At 55.4% G+C, this 17,390-nt stretch carries 19 protein-coding genes and 1 riboswitch; of the genes, 1 reads left to right on the forward strand and 18 read right to left on the reverse strand.

Features of this window, described 5'->3' with window-relative positions:
• Positions 1-86: 86 nt before the first annotated feature.
• From NWF31_RS00950 to NWF31_RS00965, 4 genes are all read right to left on the reverse strand, one after another.
• Positions 87-1,259: a sugar ABC transporter substrate-binding protein gene (locus NWF31_RS00950; RefSeq protein WP_258358626.1), complete on the reverse strand. Its 1,173-nt coding sequence runs from the start codon at positions 1,257-1,259 to the stop codon at positions 87-89.
• A 270-nt stretch (positions 1,260-1,529) separates the two neighbouring features.
• Entirely contained in the window at positions 1,530-2,294 is a 765-nt protein-coding gene (locus NWF31_RS00955) for an SDR family NAD(P)-dependent oxidoreductase (RefSeq protein ID WP_258358627.1), read from the reverse strand.
• Positions 2,295-2,345: 51 nt separating this feature from the next.
• The gene (locus NWF31_RS00960; protein ID WP_258358628.1) at positions 2,346-3,098 is read right to left on the reverse strand and encodes an HAD family hydrolase; all 753 of its coding nucleotides are present in this window, start codon (positions 3,096-3,098) and stop codon (positions 2,346-2,348) included.
• 12 nt (positions 3,099-3,110) lie between these two features.
• Complete coding sequence (locus tag NWF31_RS00965) at positions 3,111-3,854, reverse strand: GntR family transcriptional regulator (protein ID WP_258358629.1); 744 nt, start codon at positions 3,852-3,854, stop codon at positions 3,111-3,113.
• Between the two features lie 207 nt (positions 3,855-4,061).
• On the opposite strand from NWF31_RS00965, the gene NWF31_RS00970 reads away from it, so the two are divergent.
• Positions 4,062-5,510: an NAD-dependent succinate-semialdehyde dehydrogenase gene (locus tag NWF31_RS00970; protein WP_258358630.1), complete on the forward strand. Its 1,449-nt coding sequence runs from the start codon at positions 4,062-4,064 to the stop codon at positions 5,508-5,510.
• Positions 5,511-5,596: 86 nt separating this feature from the next.
• Here NWF31_RS00970 and NWF31_RS00975 read toward each other — a convergent pair whose 3' ends face one another.
• The 14 genes from NWF31_RS00975 to NWF31_RS01040 all read right to left on the reverse strand — a co-directional run bounded on the left by NWF31_RS00975 (position 5,597) and on the right by NWF31_RS01040 (position 17,387).
• Positions 5,597-6,085 (reverse strand): MogA/MoaB family molybdenum cofactor biosynthesis protein, encoded by a 489-nt coding sequence (locus NWF31_RS00975; RefSeq protein WP_258358631.1) that lies wholly within the window; start codon positions 6,083-6,085, stop codon positions 5,597-5,599.
• Positions 6,082-6,519 (reverse strand): MOSC domain-containing protein, encoded by a 438-nt coding sequence (locus NWF31_RS00980; RefSeq protein ID WP_258358632.1) that lies wholly within the window; start codon positions 6,517-6,519, stop codon positions 6,082-6,084. Before NWF31_RS00980 ends, NWF31_RS00975 begins: the two co-directional genes overlap by 4 nt.
• Positions 6,504-7,007: a cyclic pyranopterin monophosphate synthase MoaC gene (gene moaC / locus NWF31_RS00985; protein ID WP_258358633.1), complete on the reverse strand. Its 504-nt coding sequence runs from the start codon at positions 7,005-7,007 to the stop codon at positions 6,504-6,506. The genes NWF31_RS00980 and moaC overlap by 16 nt, the downstream gene beginning before the upstream one ends.
• Positions 7,008-7,040: 33 nt before the next feature.
• On the reverse strand, positions 7,041-8,012 hold the full coding sequence (moaA, locus tag NWF31_RS00990; protein WP_258358634.1) for a GTP 3',8-cyclase MoaA: 972 nt from the start codon (positions 8,010-8,012) through the stop codon (positions 7,041-7,043).
• A 68-nt stretch (positions 8,013-8,080) separates the two neighbouring features.
• On the reverse strand, positions 8,081-9,334 hold the full coding sequence (locus NWF31_RS00995) for a molybdopterin-binding protein (protein ID WP_258358635.1): 1,254 nt from the start codon (positions 9,332-9,334) through the stop codon (positions 8,081-8,083).
• Positions 9,335-9,462: 128 nt separating this feature from the next.
• Complete coding sequence (locus NWF31_RS01000) at positions 9,463-10,692, reverse strand: molybdopterin molybdotransferase MoeA (protein ID WP_258358636.1); 1,230 nt, start codon at positions 10,690-10,692, stop codon at positions 9,463-9,465.
• 13 nt (positions 10,693-10,705) lie between these two features.
• Positions 10,706-10,891 (reverse strand): hypothetical protein, encoded by a 186-nt coding sequence (locus tag NWF31_RS01005; protein WP_258358637.1) that lies wholly within the window; start codon positions 10,889-10,891, stop codon positions 10,706-10,708.
• A 68-nt stretch (positions 10,892-10,959) separates the two neighbouring features.
• Positions 10,960-11,102, reverse strand: a riboswitch (molybdenum cofactor riboswitch).
• A gap of 53 nt (positions 11,103-11,155) precedes the next feature.
• Complete coding sequence (locus NWF31_RS01010) at positions 11,156-13,078, reverse strand: FAD-dependent oxidoreductase (protein ID WP_258358638.1); 1,923 nt, start codon at positions 13,076-13,078, stop codon at positions 11,156-11,158.
• A gap of 160 nt (positions 13,079-13,238) precedes the next feature.
• Complete coding sequence (locus tag NWF31_RS01015; protein WP_258358639.1) at positions 13,239-13,805, reverse strand: 5-formyltetrahydrofolate cyclo-ligase; 567 nt, start codon at positions 13,803-13,805, stop codon at positions 13,239-13,241.
• A 341-nt stretch (positions 13,806-14,146) separates the two neighbouring features.
• Positions 14,147-15,163: a tRNA (adenosine(37)-N6)-threonylcarbamoyltransferase complex transferase subunit TsaD gene (gene tsaD / locus NWF31_RS01020; protein WP_422880223.1), complete on the reverse strand. Its 1,017-nt coding sequence runs from the start codon at positions 15,161-15,163 to the stop codon at positions 14,147-14,149.
• On the reverse strand, positions 15,120-15,599 hold the full coding sequence (gene rimI, locus NWF31_RS01025) for a ribosomal protein S18-alanine N-acetyltransferase (protein ID WP_277998737.1): 480 nt from the start codon (positions 15,597-15,599) through the stop codon (positions 15,120-15,122). Before rimI ends, tsaD begins: the two co-directional genes overlap by 44 nt.
• The gene (tsaB, locus tag NWF31_RS01030; protein ID WP_258358642.1) at positions 15,596-16,303 is read right to left on the reverse strand and encodes a tRNA (adenosine(37)-N6)-threonylcarbamoyltransferase complex dimerization subunit type 1 TsaB; all 708 of its coding nucleotides are present in this window, start codon (positions 16,301-16,303) and stop codon (positions 15,596-15,598) included. The genes rimI and tsaB overlap by 4 nt, the downstream gene beginning before the upstream one ends.
• Positions 16,284-16,763, reverse strand: a complete 480-nt coding sequence (tsaE, locus tag NWF31_RS01035) for a tRNA (adenosine(37)-N6)-threonylcarbamoyltransferase complex ATPase subunit type 1 TsaE (RefSeq protein ID WP_258358643.1) — start codon at positions 16,761-16,763, stop codon at positions 16,284-16,286. Before tsaE ends, tsaB begins: the two co-directional genes overlap by 20 nt.
• A gap of 18 nt (positions 16,764-16,781) precedes the next feature.
• Positions 16,782-17,387, reverse strand: coding sequence for a uracil-DNA glycosylase (locus tag NWF31_RS01040; protein ID WP_258358973.1), 606 nt, complete (start codon positions 17,385-17,387; stop codon positions 16,782-16,784).
• Positions 17,388-17,390: the final 3 nt, after the last annotated feature.

A 17,390-nucleotide genomic window follows, 5' to 3' on the forward strand; every position in this document is an offset into this window, starting at 1 on the left:
CTAAAAGCAACTTTAATAACCTCACAGTTTGGGAGTAGGAGCGTGAGTGAAAACTTACTCCTACTCCCTTTTTGCACTTAAAAAGTTTACTTGCTCAGGGCTTTAGCATCATCAACTATTTTATTCCAGTCAATAGGCTCCAGCTTGGGATTCGGATAGAACATATCGGCGTTGTCCTTATATTCTGTTCTTGGGCGAACATCAAAGATTTCAGGTATTTGTAATCCCAATTTCAACATTGCAGCAAATTTGGTTCCATACCATCCCCATTCAGGAAAACCGTGCCAGGTCTCGGCGACAATAGTTCCTTTCCGTATCTCATCTACAGATTCCGGGGTACCATCGTTGCTAAATACAGCCACCTGGTCTTGCCTGTTGGCTGCCTGGACTGCGTTCTTAGCTCCAAGAGCCATTTCTGCGCATTCTGCCCAAATTACATCCACATCTTTATAGTTCTGTAGTATATTTTCCGCAGCCTTTACTGCTTTTTCGCGGTTCCAATCCGCGGGTAAAACGGTAAGTATCTTTACACCCGGGAACTTGCTAATCACATCGCGAAATCCTTTGGTGCGCGCGTTGGAGAAAAAGTCACCCGCTACACCTTCGATTATCGCCACATTGCCTTTTATACTATTGGTATCTACTTTGCTATAGAGATCTTTCCACCAAGCTTCATCCAGGTAAGTTTCTGGCGAGACTGTTACTTTTTCTCCTTCACCTAAAACTCCCGGCCCGCCCAGGTAATCAAGGACGGCATATGCACTAACCCGGGCAGCTTGTTCATTATCAAATCCGATATAAGACGCTACTTCTATGCCCTCGATGGGTTCAAGAAGGTTAACAACTATTACTGGTATTTTTGCATCATTGGCTTTCTTTATCACAGGTTTTATAGGTTCAACATCTATAGGCGAAACTACAATCGCATCTACTTTTCTCTGGATAAAGTTTTCAAGAATAGCCACTTGGTTGGCATACTCTGTATGAGCACTTGGAGCACGAGTGATTATTTCAATGTTAAGTCCTACCTTTTCTTTTGCGTCCTTGGCAGCACTTTCTAAATAATCCTGAGCTGTTTTAAAAACACCTGTAATATCCGGCGGGGCCCATCCGATAACTATTTTTTCTGGTAGTTTAAACTCACTCCCTTGTGCTGTACCTTGAGGGGTTTCCTGCTGCTTGGCACATCCTCCGGCCCATATCACTAATGCTATTAACAATAACAATACTAAAATGATATGGGTTCTTTTCTTAAACATGATTTCATACCTCCTTTTACCTTTTTCTCCCTACAATTTGTTTTTTCTTACAAAAAATCGCAAAACCTGTTCCACCCCACCTCCAACCGGAAGGATTTACTCTTTTTTACCCCCAGCGAATTAAAAGATTTTTGCGTTTGTCAAATTCGCCGTCGGGGGTTGAGTATCTTTAAGCAAGAAGTGTGTAAAAACATTCCTCTCGACATTATGCCTTAATATCATATTGTGCTTACATCTCAATATTTAAAATTATACCGCAGCATCATTACATTATTGCGCAGTATACCCACCATCTACTGATAATATTGCACCCGTTGCATATGCTATTTCTTCACTTGCCAGGAAAAGAATGGCCATGGCCTGCTCTTCTGGAGTTCCCAATCTTTTCATCGGGCGCACCTGCTCAAGATTCATTTTTGCTCCTGCCGGATCTTTTTCTTTGCGGATAGACGCTTCAACGAGAGGAGTCGCGCTTGTTCCGGGGCATAAACAGTTAACTCTAATTATGGGGGCATGGTCAACTGCCATGCTGCGGGTCAAGCCTATCAGGCCAGCTTTGGATACATTATAAGCAACCTGACCTTTAATCCCCACTAACCCGGCTTCAGAAGACACATTAATAATCACACCCCCTCCCTGTTTCTCCATAACAGGAATAACTTCCCTTGAGCAAAGATAAGCTCCTTTAAGATTTACTGCCATAATCTTATCCCAAACATCCACAGGTGTTTCAACAGCATTTCCTTGGTAATAAATCCCGGCATTGTTTACCAGTACATCTATACGCCCGCATTTTTCAAGGACCGCCTTAAACAATGCCTCAACCTGCTCTTTTTCGGCGATATCTGCGATGAAATAGCAAGCCTCTCCACCTTTTTCTTTTATTAGCCCTACTGTCTCCTGAGCATTTTTTTCATTCAAATCGGCTATAACAACCTTTGCTCCATGCTCGGCAAAAAGCAATGATGCTGCCCGCCCAATGCCCAGTCCACCTCCTGTAATCAACACAACCTTATTGAGGTAGTTGAAATTCATAAAAATTACCCCCCTTAAATTGGAAATAAATGCATAATCCTTTTCTGATGATCAGAAAATTGGTACAATACCTGTAATATCATGTATAACCGTATACTTTGAAACATCTATATCCTTTATAATTAAAGCTCCAGTTAAAACGCCTACCGCCATATAAACTCCCGCATTTATCCCCATTTGTATATCTAGAAGGGAATCCCCCACCATTACGCATTGTTCGGTTGTTAAACCCAGTCGCTCACATATAAGGTATATGAGATCGGGAGCAGGTTTGCCCCTCGTGACTTCATCACGGCAAGCATAAGCATGTATGTAAGGAGCCAGGCCGGCGTAATCCATTAACGCGCGGGTACGTTCCATATCATCATTTGTAGCAACTGCAATCTTGAACCCGGCTGCAAAAAGACTTTTTAGAGTTTGCCGGGCCCCATGTATCGGCAGGGCTTGGCTTGCCATCCCCATTTCCTTATCGCATAACTCAAAAGCCAGATAAGCTTTTTCCACACCTGTGTCCCAGGGGATGCCTCTATACACAAAAAGCATGGTGGCCACAGCTGCCGCTGTTTGCTCCCGCGACCCGACTACAATGGGACTCCGCCGGATAATCCCCCCTTCATGAAGGCCCATAGTTTTTTCTAAGAGCCGGGCCATTTCATTATCAAACCCTATTTCCCTTTGTAAAATCTTTACCCTGACTTTTATTAAATTCGGCCAAATCTTAAAAGAGTCAATCAGTGTACCGTCTTTATCAAAGATTACTCCCTCGCACTCGATTCTCTTGCTGCCACATCTCAGTGCTGGCATAAGCTCTCCTTATTACCTTATTAAATCAATAGTAAACTGGCTCCTGTCGCCGCGGTAACGAGCGATAGAAAATTCTACCGCCCGGTTGTACTGGTCCCAGGCGACAGTTCTTGAAAGCTGGATAGGCGCCCCTACTTCTATTTCTAGCAATTTGGCGTATTCTTCCGTGGCCGCTATTGCCTCCAGGATACGCCGGGCCCTGGAAATGTGAATACTGTACTGCGCCTCTAATGTTTTATACAAGGACTGGTTATTCAGGTCCTGCTGCATAAGAGTAGGACAATACTTCTGGGGTAAAAAGGTGGTTACCACTACAATAGGCTCATCATTGACAAACCTTAACCTTTCTAATTGAAAAACAGGTTCCTCGATGGCCAGGGATAAATGGGCGGCGACACTTTTGGTGGCGGGTACAACCTGTAAGGACAATACCCTGGTGGTGCCTTTTAAACCCTTTTGTTCCATCTCTTCTGTAAAGCTTACCAGCTTTTGCATGAAATCCTGTTGGATTTTCGGCACCGAAATAAAGGTGCCTTTCCCTTTGACGCGATGGAGCAAGCCCTCTCTCACCAATTCATTAAGGGCCTGGCGCACCGTCGGCCTGCTGACGCCGAATTTCTCGCACAATTCATTTTCCGAAGGAAAGGAATCTCCCGGTTGATATTCCCCTTCTTCGATCTGCTGGCGAAAAAGCTGCATCAGCTGGTAGTAGAGGGGTATGCGGGGGTCCATGTTTAAACCCTGAGGTACAGGCATTAATTTCCCTGCCTTTAATACTAAAATTAAACCGGAGCAACTTACAATGATCTCAGGTTGTGTTTACATCTTCTATATTCTACATTCTTTTTGCGATTCCTCCTGGCAGCAAAAATTTTTTCTCTCAAGATGATGTATTTACATGTTGACATTAGTATGTGTATTCGTTATGCTTATATAAGCATAACTAAGAGAGGAGGACCAACCTTGTCAAGGCATAATGCTTTTATGTTGATTAACGGCGAGCTCATTTACGAGAGTTGCAGCAAGAAGCAAAAATCAATCATCAACCCCGCCACCCTGGAAACCATCGGTACCTTGCCCGAAGCGGGTGATGCTGAGATCCAGGCCGCCATTAACGCCGCCGGTAAAGCCTACCGGGAGTGGTCGCATATCAGCCCAGCTCGAAGGGGGGAAATGCTACATAAGGCTGCTAATGAAGTGAGGGCTAATATTGAAGCCATTGCCCGGCTTTTAACCTTAGAACAAGGCAAACCCCTGGCTGAAGCCCTGGGAGAAATAAAGGCCGCCGCTGAAGCGCTGGATTATTATGCCGAAGAGGGGCAGCGGGTTTTGGGTGAAATATTGCCTACCAATAAAAGTGACACCAGGAGCCTGGTAATCAGGCAGCCCCTGGGTGTGGTGGCAGCCTTTGTGCCGTGGAACTATCCTGTCTCGCTGGCCGCCTGGAAAATAGCCCCGGCCCTGGCGGCCGGCAATACCATAATCGTCAAGCCTGCCAGCAATACTCCCCTGGCTACCTGCGAATTTGTCCGGCTGGTAAACAGCTGCCTGGAACCAGGCGGCGTAATCAATCTCTTACTGGGTTCCGGCACCAGGATCGGTCCGGCCTTCATATCCAGTCCCGTGGTGCAGAAAATAACCCTTACCGGTTCTACGGAAACCGGCAAACAAATAATGAGCCTGGCGGCCCCTTACCTCAAAAAGATTTCCCTGGAGTTAGGAGGCAACTGCCCCATTATTGTGTGCCGGGACGCCGACCTGGAAGCTGCCGCCCAGGGGACGGTCTACCGCTCTTTCCGTAATATGGGGCAAATTTGCAATGCCATTAACCGGGTATATGTAGACCGAGCCGTTGCCGATACCTTCCTTGAAAAGGTGCTTGCTAGAGTAAGCAAAATGACCATCGGCGATGGGTTGCGCAACCCGGATGTGGATCTAGGTCCCATGGCTACATCAGAGGGTTTAGAAAAAACCCTGGCTCACCTCCAGGATGCTGTCAAGAAGGGGGCTACGGTGGTATATGGCGGCAAGCGACCGGAGAAGGCCGGGCCAGGCTACTTCTTTATGCCTACGGTGTTGACCAATGTAAACCATCAAATGCTGGTTATGACCGAGGAGACTTTTGGTCCCCTGGCTCCCGTAATGAGTTTTTCCGATTTAGAAGAAGCTGTTACTCTTGCCAATGACAGCCCTTACGGCCTTGTAGCATACGTCTACACAAGTAACCTCAAGACGGCTTTTGCCCTGTCTGAACGCCTGCAATTCGGTACGGTGGGGATTAATAATGTAACCGGCGGTGAGGTGGCTTTCCCCTACGGCGGCTGGAAGGAAAGCGGCCTGGGGGTGGAATTGTCTCATCACGGCCTCAATGAATACCTGGCTTTAAAGCATATCCGCATGACGTTACTATAAACATACTGTTATATCAAATTAAGAAGCCCCCCTATGCGCATGGCAGAACGGGGCTTCTTTATAACCTAAAGCGGCTGTAATCAATCTTACGCCTGCCCGCACTCATTGGCCTCGCCCTTTAAGATGGCCAGGCCGTGGGGCAAGGCCGGCAGTATGGCCGCCAGGTTTTCCCGCACTCCTTTGGGGCTACCGGGCAGGTTGACGATCAGAGACTTCCCCCGGATGCCGGCTATGGCCCGGGAGAGCATGGCCTGGGGGGTGATCTTCAAGCTGGCGGCCCGCATGGCCTCCGGCAACCCCGGAACTTCCTTTTCGATTACATCACGGGTGGCCTCCGGGGTCACATCCCGGGGGCTAAAGCCGGTGCCCCCGGTGGTGAGAACGAGATCGGCCCCCACCACGTCGCAAAACTCTCGCAACTTTGCGGCTAGAATTTGACGCTCATCAGGAACAACCTCATAGGCCACCACTTCGCCTAGCCCCGCCACCATTTCTCGGATAACGGCCGCGCTCTTATCCTCCCGTTCGCCCCGGGAACCCTTATCGCTGGCCGTAAGTATTGCTATCCGGATCACGAGGCTACCACCTCGATAGGATCGCCCACCTGGACCGGGCCGCCCTCCAGGACGGCCACAAAAATTCCCTCGCGGGGCATGACGCAGTCGCCGGCTTGCCGGTAAATGGCGCAGCGGCTGTGGCACTCCTTGCCGATCTGGGTCACCTCTGCCAGGACCCGGTCGCCGATTCTCAATTTCGTACCGACCGGCAGGGATACCAGGTCAATACCCTCCGTCGTCAGGTTTTCGGCGAAGTCGCCGGGGCCGACTTTCAGGCCTTTGGCCTGCATTTTGACAATACTTTCCATGGCCAGCAGGCTGACCTGGCGATGCCAGGGACCGGCATGGGCGTCGCCCTCCAGGCCGTGGTTGGCAATGAGCATGCCGCGGCCGATATTCTTTTTGCGCTCGCCCTTATTGGCCGAGGTGCAGACGGCTACGATGCGTCCCATGGTTTCTCACCTTCCCGCAAGAAGCGGCCGCTGCGGCCACCCGATTTTTCGACTAACCTGATGTTATCGATAACCATGCCCCGCTCGACGGCTTTGCACATGTCGTAAATGGTCAGGGCGGCTACGCTGACTGCCGTCAGGGCTTCCATTTCCACGCCGGTCTGCCCGGTGGTTTTCACCCGCGCTTCGATTTCCAGGGCTCCCGTTTCCCGGTCAGGACGGAAGTCGACGCTCACCGCGCTGATGGACAAGGGGTGGCAGAGGGGGATTAACAACCCCGTTTCTTTGGCGGCCATAATCCCGGCCACCCGGGCCACGGCCAGGACATCGCCCTTGGGCACCTGCCCCTCCAGGATGAGATCCAGGGTGTTTTTGCTCATCAGCACCCGTCCACGAGCAACGGCCACCCGCCCGGTAACGGCCTTAGCGCCGACGTCGACCATGCGGGCGGCGCCTTTATCATCAAGGTGTGTAAGGGCATTGGGCATAGTAATAGCTCCTTGTAAAGTTTTTTAAGTGGATCAGCCGCCGATCTGGGACATGACCCGGGTTTGGCGCCAGCCGGTTTCCATGTGGTGTTCGGCCGGCTTCAAGCTGACGGCCCGGGCAAAGATGGCCGCCAGTTCCGCCTCAGATGCCCCGGCGCGCAAAGGCCCTTTGACGTCTATTTCCCCGTCCCAGTAAAGGCAGGGCCGCAGCTTCCCGTCGGCCGTCAGGCGCAGGCGGTTACAGCGGTGACAGAAGTGACTGGACATGGCGCTGATAAAGCCGATACTGCCCTGGCCGCCGGCGACTTTAAAGTTAACTGCAGGACCGTTGGTCGCCAGGTCTGCTAAAGGTTCCAGGTGATAGACCCGCTCGACCCGGCTTTTAATCTCGTCCATGGGCACATAACCGCCGGCAGAAGCAGCAGCCGCGCCGATGGGCATCAGCTCTATAAAACGGATGTGCAGGGGTTCTTCTATAGCCAGCCGGGCAAAGTCCAGGATCTCGTCATCGTTAAAGCCCCTGGTGACGACAACATTAATTTTTACCGGTGTTAAGCCTGCAGCCAGGGCAACGCGGATGCCCTGCCAGACGCTGTTGAGGTTGCCCCGGCGGGTAATATAGCGGTAGCGTTCCTTTTTCAGCGTATCCAGGCTGATATTTACCCGGCTCAAGCCCGCTTCCTTGAGGGCCCCGGCCAGGCTGCCCAGGAAGATGCCGTTAGTGGTGAGAGAAACCTCTTTGATGGCCGGAAGTTTAGCCAGCTCCCGCACCAGGGTTACTACGTTTTTCCTCACCAGGGGCTCGCCCCCGGTGAGACGGATGCGGTTAATCCCGGTACTGCCGGCCGCCCGCGCCAGGGTGACAATCTCTTCCAGCCGGAGGATGTCCTCGTGGCTCTTTAATGGCACGCCGGTGGCCGGCATGCAGTAGCGGCAACGGAGGTTGCAGCGATCGGTGATGGCAATGCGCAGGTAATTTATCTGGCGGCAAAAATTATCTTCCACCGGTCTCCCTCTTTTCTCCGGTAAACGGTATCTTGGCCATACCGCCACACCACGGCCACAGGTAAAAGTTATTCCTCCTGGCCCTGGCTGCTTGAAGTTCCTCCCTCAAGGGTTTCCAGTGGTCGCAGGAGATATACCGTCACTTCCTGGCCGGCGGCAAAACCCTCGGCCAGGCGGGGGACCACCACGATGCCGTCGGCGCGAGCCAGGGCCATGATGGTGGCGGCACCACGGGAAGTGGGGAAGGCCACCAGCCTGTCCCCCCCCTTCTCCAGGCGGACGCGGACGAATTCCTCCCGGCCCAGGGGGGAGTAGATTTTACGGCCCAGGACGGCCCGGACCCGCTCCCGCCGGGGCGGTTTCAATCCCTGGCGGTAATAGATAACCGGCCGGGCGAAAAGTTCCGCGCACAGGGCGGCGGATACGGGGTAGCCGGGAACGCCGATCACCGGCTTACCTGCGACTACACCCAGGATTACCGGCTTCCCGGGCCGGGTGGCTACCCCGTGGGTCAACACCTGCCCTAGCTCGGCCACCAGGCCGGCGGTATAGTCATCCCGCCCGGCCGAGGAGCCGGCATTGATGAGAACCAGGTCGTTTTCCGCTACGGCCTGCAGCAGGCGTTCCTGCAAAAGCCGGTAATCATCGGGGGTTATGGGATAAACCCGGGGGTCTCCCCCCCAGAGGGTAACCTGCCCGGCCAGCATGGTGCCGTTGGACTCCAGGATTTGGCCGGGAGCCGGGCTGGGGTTGGGCGGCACCAGCTCCGTTCCCGTGGGCAGGATGGCTACCCGCGGCCGCGGCCGGACTGCTACCCGGAGGACCCCGGCCGATAGCATTCCCCCCAGATCATAAGGAGTTAGGACATGGCCGGCAGGCACTAGCAGCTCACCGGCCGTGATATCCTCGCCCACCGGCCGGATATTCTGGCCGGGCACGGCCGGTCGCCTGATAACGGCAACACCCTTATCTTTAAAGGCTACTTCTTCAACCATGATAACGGCGTCAAAACCTTCCGGTATGGGATCGCCGGTATCAACCGTCACCGCCTCGCGACCAAGGGCCAGTTCCAGGGGGCTACCCTCGCCGGCAGTGAAGGTTGCTTCCGCCCGTACGGCTATCCCGTCCATGGCCGCTGCCGGGTAGTGAGGCGAGGAGATGGCGGCATAGACCGGCGCCGCCGTCACCCGGCCCAGGGCTCTGGTGACGTCTATTTCTTCAGCCGGTAATTCCACGAGGTAGCCGTTGGCCCTTAAGGTTCGCAGGAATTCCTCCCGGGCCTCCTGCCAGGGCCGGCTGGTGACAAATACCTTACGTGCCAATAACCAACCCTTCTTTCCCGGGCATAATCCACGTTAGTTCGTCTTCACGACTTTATCCGCGTGCGCCCTGCTTTTACGCACCGGTGTCCGGGACCCGGCAACACACCGCATTCTGGACAATATCCCGGCTAAAACAATTTAACCTCTACCTGTGCCCCCGCCTCCAAGCCCTCTTCCTCCAGGGGAACGGTTATCAGGCCATCGGCCTGGACCATGGATGAGATCATACTCGATCCTCCCGGTACCGGTACGGCCAGGAACCCACCCGGGCCTGCTTCCAGGCGGACGCGGATATAGTCCTCCCGGCCGGGGGTGGAAGTAATTGTCCGGCTTAACCTCGCCGCCACCGTTCCCTTCCCCAAGAAATGGTCGTAGCCCCCGTAGCGTAACAGGGGTTCGATTAAGATCCTGAAAACAACCATGGCCGAAACGGGATGGCCAGGCAGGCCCAGGATCATCTTATCGCCGGCCACTGCCGCAACGGTGGGCTTGCCCGGGCGGACGGCTACACCATGAAAGAGGAGGCCCGGCTGTCCCAGGCCGGCCAGGACCTGGACGGTCAAATCGCGGGTACCTACGGAGCTGCCGCCAGAAAGAAGTACCATATGGTTTTCCGACATTGCCTGCCTAACCCTGGCGGTGAGGGCCTCCAGATCATCGGGGGCAATACCGTAGAGGGTGACCTCGGCGCCGCACTGACCGGCAAGCCCGGCCAGGGTGTAGGAATTAATATCTCTAACCTGGCCGGGTGCAGGTTCGGCATCGGGAGGGACGATTTCATTACCGGTAGCCAGGATGCCTACCCGCCAGGGTTCATATACAGTTGCCTGCGTAACTCCCAGGCTGGCCAGGATCCCCAGGTCCTGGGGGCGTAAAGTACGGCCGGCTGGAAGGACCCTGGTGCCGGCGCGGGCATCGGCACCACGGCGCACCAGATCCTGCCCCGGGGCGACGGGTTTAAAAACAGCTACCCTGCCCTCAGCAAGAATTTCAGTATTTTCTACCATTACTACCGCATCAGCACCCGCAGGGATCATGCTCCCGGTAGCTACGGCCACAGCCTGGCCGGGGCCGACGGTGACCTTCGCCGGCTGACCCATAGCTACCTCTCCTACCAGGTGTAGAATTACCGGTTCCCTTTCCCCGGCCCCGAAGGTATCAACTGCCCGCACGGCATAACCGTCCATGGTAGCCCGGGTAAAACCCGGAACGTCGTCCTGCGCCACCACCGGCCGGGCCAGCTCGCGCCCCAGGGCAGCAAGCAAGGGTAAAACCACTTCCTGCCGTCCCGGCAGGGGCCAGTAGCGGGAAAGCAATCTCCGCGCTTCAGCCAGCGTTACCACCCGAAAGAGTTCCATTCCTATCCCCCTGCTACTCAAAACACCCGAGCTGGCACTGGATAATCTTTATCTTTAGATCATCGGCGGCCTGTCCCACCTCACGCATGGGAACCTGCAAGCGACGGGCCACTTCCTGGGCAACCGCACAGGGCAGCCTGCCGCCATGATTAGCCGCGGCTTCTTTTACTGCTACCTGGATGGCTTCCCGGTCAACCACATGAGCACCTCCCTCCTGCATTCTCCTGTACCCTTAATCTAAAATATAAGGCACCCGGAAGGGGGTGCCTGAAGTTACTAAAAACTCCTTTCCCATTCCGGGAGGCAGGCAGGTTTCCCCGCCTACCCCGTCGCTGCCTGGCAAACAGGCAGGAGGCCAGTAACCATAGCTTTAACACCTTAGGTCCACTGGCTCGGAGATATATTATGCGGTTATGTCTATTGTAGCATAACCAGAAGCAGGAAGCAAGCGGTAATTATGATTTTATCTTTTTCCCACCAGGGCGCAAAGCCTCTCAATGGCGTAGTAGGCTTCCGCTCCGGTTACTATTCCCCGGGGATCGCTTCCCGTCTTTTCCACGGGCAGGAGGCTCCAGGCCCCGGCCCGGGCTACGGCTACCGCCGGGTCTAAAACTGCTGCGTCCTCGCCCAGGTAGGTGAGGAGGAGGCGGGCGGCATTGCCCCGGGTCAAGGGTTCCCGTTCAAGAAAGGGCTGTAAAGCAGCCGCCTTGGCGGCAACCAGGTCGCCCCGGCCGGCTGCCCATTTTAAGGCATTAGCCGTCATATAGTAAAAACTCGCCTGGTTGACCGGGGCTTCCAGTTTCCAGTCGTTATTATAACCGGCGACAATCAACCCCCAGCGATTGACGAACTGCAGGCCGGCAAAGGCCCAGTGTTCGGCAAAGGGATTCTTGATTTTGTAGTCTTTCAGGTTGGCACCGGCTTTAACCAGGAGGTCCTGAATGGCTTTAATGTCTTCGAGGCCGGCCGCCAGTTCCCGGAAATTCTTATTTGCCTTCAAAGAGTAAGCGGCCGCCACCCCGGCGGCGTCGCCGGTAGCCATGCCTACAGGCACTACCCGGGCGCTGCCGGCGGCCAGGTGGGTATAACCGGCCGAGCGCCCTACCACCAGGAGGTTATCCACTTCCCGGGGCACCAGGGAACGGAAAGGAATGCTGTAGACTTCCGGCCGGCCGTAAACGTAACCCTTATCCTGGGGTGAAGTAGCCTGGACATCCACCGGGTAGGAGCCCAGGGCGATGGCGTCGGGGAAATAGCGGTTAAAAAGGACATCACTCAGGTCCAGCTGGTAAAGGGCCTTGATGTGGCGGGTTTCCCGGACGTAAAGTTCCGGCGCCGTTCCTAAAAGTATGGCGCCGGCAAAACCGGGCAACCGGGAGCGCAGGAAAGCTGTAATAGCGGGAAGTTCCTCCCGTGCCAATTGCATGGCCTCAGCTTTGGCAGCCTCGCTCAGGCCGTCAACACCAAAGATCTGCAGGGCGTTAATGAGGATGGTGCCGTCATCCTGGCGGCCGATATTCAAGCCCCGCAGTCGCAGGCGCGGGGTGGAAGGCTGGTAGGCCGAGCCAATGTCGGCAAAGCCCCAGGCGGCCCGGTCGGAGATCTTGGTGTCTTTGAACTGGCCTGCATTGACGGCCTGCTTCAGGGCCGCCCAGTCGATTCCCCCCAGGTGAAAGACCAGGGTCACGGCCTGGCGCCGTTGTTTGTCGCCCATATCCTCGGCACCAATCGTATAAGGGACCCCGGCCGCGGCGGCAACGTCGGCATCCTGGGTGGCATCGATGATCCGGCCGGCGTAGAGGGATACGTCCCGGCCGTCCCTTACGGCCCTGATACCAATTAACTTACTGCCTTCCAGGATGGGCTCCTTAAAGGCAGTATTCAGGCTTAAAGCCAGGTTGGGATAGCGCTCCACCATTTCCAGGAAAACTTTTTTGGCAACGGCGACATCAAAAACGTTACCTCCCACCTGGCGGTAAAAATCAAGAAAAGTGCCGCAGGTTAACAGTTCGTATTTCGGCCCGTAATTCATATCAATAAAGTTCAGCCAGCCGTAAGTAAAAAGGCCGCCCAGGCCGTCGCGCTTTTCTACCAGCAGTACCCTGGCTCCCTGGCGGGCTGCCGAAATGGCCGCGGCCACACCTTCCGGCTGCCCTCCTACCACCAAAACGTCGTACCTCGCCCCTTCAACAGGCGGCGGTGCCGGGGATAAAGTTGCCGGATCAGGTTCCTGATGAGCAACTGCCTGCCCTGACCGCCACACCGTTAGATAATACAGGGCTTCCTCAAGAACAGTCGTCCGCTCCTGCCATAGATACAATCCTGCCAGGGCTACTGCCAGTATTGCCACGCTTAAAACAAGACATAGTCCCTGTTTACTTTGCATCCACGTATTTTCCCACCATTTTTATCCTTTACCCAGGCATCACTGCCCGAACCGATAGCAGGTATCCCATAGGAACTCCTCAAGGGTCGCTGTCTCTGGGGCGAAGGATCCGGGTTGTAGCGTCACTTGCCGTCCACCCGGGAAAACCCTGCTGCGAGCCTCATAGTTCTATAATTTCCACATCTGTAATAACCACATCCACCGGCCGATCATGGGCCTCGGGATAAACGTCGGGGACAACCTGCTCGGCAAAGGCCAGGGCAACGGCCTTAGTTCCGGGCCTTAAAGTGGCCAGGAACCGATCATAATAGCCGGCGCCGTAACCCAGGCGGTTGCCGGCCCTGTCAAAGGCCACCCCGGGCACGATGGCTAGGTCGATTAGTCCGGGGTCCAGGGGGCGCAGGCATTCCGGCCGGGGTTCCAGGATCCCCCAGGTACCGGGTTGCAAGTCGCCGGGGAAAGCAAAGATTTCCGAAGCGATGAGGCGCCTCCCCTCCCGCACACATAACGGCACGGCTACCCGCTTCCCCCCGGCCAGAGCTGTTTTTATCAGCTCAGGGGTGGCCACCTCACTGCCAAAGGAAACGTAACTCATTATGACGCCTGCCTGTTGCCAGACAGGTAACCCCTGGAGTTTATTAAGTATAATCCTGCTTTTGGCTTCCCTAAGCGCTGCTGCCAGGGAATTTCTCCTGGCAATAATCTCCCGTCTTAACTGTTTTTTCAAGGTGCACCCCCGGCCCGGCAAAGTGTCACAAACATATTTGACATAAAGGCACCCGATTCCTTCCCCGGCTTTTACAAAACCGGCTCATTCATAGGAACAGGGTCCTACAGCCTCTATCCACAACCTTTCCACATATTAATCCCTTGAAAATCAAGGCCTCCGGCCATTTATCCACATAAAACGGAACCCCCCCGACCATGATGATTGTAAATCTATCCACAGCAAGGGAAGCCTTAATTTTGAGTTAGTCACAGGTTTATGCACATTATCCACAGTAAGAAATCATCCACAAAAACAGCCGTTCAGGTCCCAAAAAAGTCCCGGCACGGCCCGGGAGCCTGTTAATAAAGTGGTAAATCAGGGATAGCGTTTAAGTCCAGGGGGGCAAAATCCCGGCGCTGGTACTGGTAGTAAGCGGCGCAAGCGATCATGGCGGCATTGTCGGTACACAAATCAGGTGCCGGGAAAAAGACGGGCAAGCCCGCCTCCCGGGCTACTGCCGCCAGCTCCCGGCGCAAGACGCCGTTGGCCGCCACACCGCCGGCGAGGAGGATGGAGCGGGCCGCAAAACGCCTTGCTGCCTGGATAGCTTTGGCCACCAGGACCTCTACCACCGCCGCCTGGAAACTGGCAGCTACATCGGCGCCATTAACCTCCATCCCGGCCTGGCGGGCATGATGGAGGTAGTTGATTACCGCCGATTTCAAACCGCTGAAACTGAAGTCCAGGCTGTCTTCTTCCAGCCAGGCCCGGGGGAAACTTATAGCCCGGGGATTACCTTCCCGGGCCAGCTTTTCTAATTCAGGTCCGCCGGGATAAGGGAGGCCCAGCACCCGGGCCACTTTATCAAAGGCCTCCCCGGCGGCATCATCCCGGGTAGCTCCCAGGATGCGCCGGCGGGTATGGCTTTCCAGGTAAACCAGGCTGGTATGGCCGCCGGATACCACCAGGCAAACGGCCGGGAGGGGTAACCGGGGATACTGCAAAAAACCGGCATAGATATGGCCCAGCAGGTGGTGGACGCCGATGAGGGGTTTATCCAGGGCATAAGCCAGGCTTTTGGCATAGGCCAGGCCCACCAGCAAGGCTCCCACCAGGCCGGGCCCGTACGTAACCGCCACAGCATCCAGGTCGGTAAAGGACAATCCTGCGGCGTGCAGGGCTTCATCCACCACCGGGACGATGTTTTCCATATGATGCCGGGAGGCTATCTCTGGCACTACCCCGCCAAAGCGGCGGTGGGCAGCGATCTGGGAAGCGACAATATTGGACCGTAGCTCAGTACCGTTAATAACGACGGCTGCCGCCGTCTCGTCACAGGAAGTTTCGATGGCCAGAATAGTGGTCGCCGGTTCCACTGCCATTCTCCTTAAAAAAGTGTTTCCACATTATAATGGCGTCTTCACGGTTGTCGTTATAATAACCCTTACGGATCCCGGCGCGGCCAAAGCCCAGGCGTTCATAAAGGCGCTGGGCCGGCCGGTTGGAAACCCGTACCTCCAGGGTCATCCGGTCGGCGCCCAGGCGGATAGCTTCCTGCATCAGGACCTTGAGAAGTAATTCCCCCAAACGCCGGCCGCGGTAGCGGGGATGAACGGCCACATTGGTAACGTGGGCTTCCTCAAGGATAATCCACATCCCCGCATAGCCGATTACCTTTCCTCCGGCCAGTGCTACATAATAATAGGCGAAATTATTATTATATATCTCATTTAAAAAAGAATGACGCGTCCACGGGGTAGGAAAGGAAGCCCTTTCGATGGCCAGCACCCCGTCCAGGTATTCACCCGTCATGGGCAGGATTTGCACTTCGACTCGTCCTGCCTCTCCGCCGGTGACGGGCGGAGGTAAAGTGGCTTTAATTGGAAAAGGTCGTCTTCCTGCCCGCCCAGGAGGCGTTCCCGGCCCAGCCTGGCTATCTGCGCCGCCCGCGGCAGGATGCTGGTGGAGGGAAGAAAGCGGGCCCTGGAGCCCAGCTGCTGCCAGGCTTCCCGGTAAGGGTCCACGCCATCCCCTAAAAAATAGACCGGCCCGGTGTACGATTTTAAGGATGCGACCAGCGAGTGAGGATCCCCGGCCTGATATGGTGTTAAACGGCATAACTTTCCCTCCTGCCAGCGGTAAAGGGCCGTATATACCTCCTGGCGGCGCGCGTAGAGTACCGGGCAGACCAGCCCCGGTACTTCCCAGGCGTTCCACGCCAGGCCGTCCAGGGTGGGAACACCGGCCACCGGTTTTTGCGCCGCATGGGCCAGGCCTTTGACTGTGGCCAGGCCGATTCGTAAACCTGTAAAGGATCCCGGTCCCAGGGCCACGGCCAGGCCATCAAGATCGGCCGGTTTTACCCCGGCTTCACGGAGCAGGGCCGCGATCATGGGTAGCAGGCGCTGGGAGTGGTTTTTGCGGGTATTGAAAAACATTTCGGCTACCAGCCGGTCACCGTCCATCAAAGCTACCCCGGCAACCTGGGTGGCACTGTCAAGGCCCAGAACAAGCAATTTTTATCAACTCCTCCAGGATACGGTCGTAACGTTCACCCCTGGCCTTCAGGATGGCGCGGCGTCCTGATCGAGGGTCATATTCCAGGCAAACCTCCAGATACTCCGGGGGTAAGAGTTCCCCTAGGCGTTCCCCCCATTCGATCACCGTCACACCCCGGCCATACAAATACTCTTCCAGTCCCAGCTCCACGGCAGCCCCCGGGTCATCCAGACGGTAAATATCAATATGGTAAAAGGGCAGGCGGCCCTGGTGTTCCTGGATCAGGGTGAAAGTGGGGCTTGTAACCCTTCCGGTCACTCCCAGGCCCCGGGCCAGGCCCTGGGCCAGGGTGGTCTTGCCGGCCCCCAGTTCGCCGGTGAGGATAACAACATCCCCGGGTCCTAAAAGCCGGCCCAGAATCCGGCCTAGTTCCCCGGTGGCCCCGGCATCCTTTAACCATTTTTGCACCTTGGTCACCGTTCATTCATTCCTGTATCAATTTCCAACCGTTGTTTCTAAAAAATCAAGGGACAGCTGTTCCGTGTTCAGGGAGCGGTAAACGTCCCGCAGGCTTTTAAAATCCTCCCACACCGGCCGCTTTTTGGCGGCATCCCTGAGAAGGGCTGCCGGGTGAAAGGTTGGCAGGTAACGGATTCCGTCCCGGGCAATCCAATGGCCCCGCAACCGGGTAATGCTGGCCCCCGGGGCAATTAAAGCTCGGGTGGCAACTGCTCCCAGGCAGACGATAATTTGGGGCTGAATGAGTTTAATCTGGGCCTCCAGGATGGGCCGGCAGGCCTGCACTTCGGCGGGAACAGGCTGGCGGTTACCAGGAGGCCGGCATTTAACAACATTGGTTATATATAATTCTTCCCGTTTAAAGCCGGCTGCAACCAGGATGCGGTCGAGCAATTCCCCCGCCGGTCCCACAAAAGGGCGCCCCAGTTCGTCTTCCCGGGCGCCGGGGCCCTCTCCCACCAGCATTAAACCGGCCCGCGGGTTACCTTCTCCAAAAACCACCTGCCTGGCACCCTGCCTTAAACCACATCCCCGGCAGGCCAAGGCCTTCCGGCGGAGGGTTTCCAGATCCATAATAATCACCCA

The sequence above is a fragment of the Neomoorella sulfitireducens genome (assembly GCF_024733845.1).
GTDB lineage: Bacteria > Bacillota > DSM-521 > Neomoorellales > Neomoorellaceae > Neomoorella > Neomoorella sulfitireducens.

What these genes read in the sequence shown, in the direction of transcription:
- NWF31_RS00950 (WP_258358626.1), bottom strand. Translation starts at nt 1,259, where the DNA reads ATGTTTAAGAAAAGAACCCATATCATTTTAGTATTGTTATTGTTAATA.
- NWF31_RS00955 (WP_258358627.1), bottom strand. Translation starts at nt 2,294, where the DNA reads ATGAATTTCAACTACCTCAATAAGGTTGTGTTGATTACAGGAGGTGGA.
- NWF31_RS00960 (WP_258358628.1), bottom strand. Translation starts at nt 3,098, where the DNA reads ATGCCAGCACTGAGATGTGGCAGCAAGAGAATCGAGTGCGAGGGAGTA.
- NWF31_RS00965 (WP_258358629.1), bottom strand. Translation starts at nt 3,854, where the DNA reads ATGCCTGTACCTCAGGGTTTAAACATGGACCCCCGCATACCCCTCTAC.
- NWF31_RS00980 (WP_258358632.1), bottom strand. Translation starts at nt 6,519, where the DNA reads ATGGGACGCATCGTAGCCGTCTGCACCTCGGCCAATAAGGGCGAGCGC.
- moaC (WP_258358633.1), bottom strand. Translation starts at nt 7,007, where the DNA reads ATGCCCAATGCCCTTACACACCTTGATGATAAAGGCGCCGCCCGCATG.
- NWF31_RS01000 (WP_258358636.1), bottom strand. Translation starts at nt 10,692, where the DNA reads ATGGAACTCTTTCGGGTGGTAACGCTGGCTGAAGCGCGGAGATTGCTT.
- NWF31_RS01010 (WP_258358638.1), bottom strand. Translation starts at nt 13,078, where the DNA reads ATGCAAAGTAAACAGGGACTATGTCTTGTTTTAAGCGTGGCAATACTG.
- rimI (WP_277998737.1), bottom strand. Translation starts at nt 15,599, where the DNA reads ATGACGGGTGAATACCTGGACGGGGTGCTGGCCATCGAAAGGGCTTCC.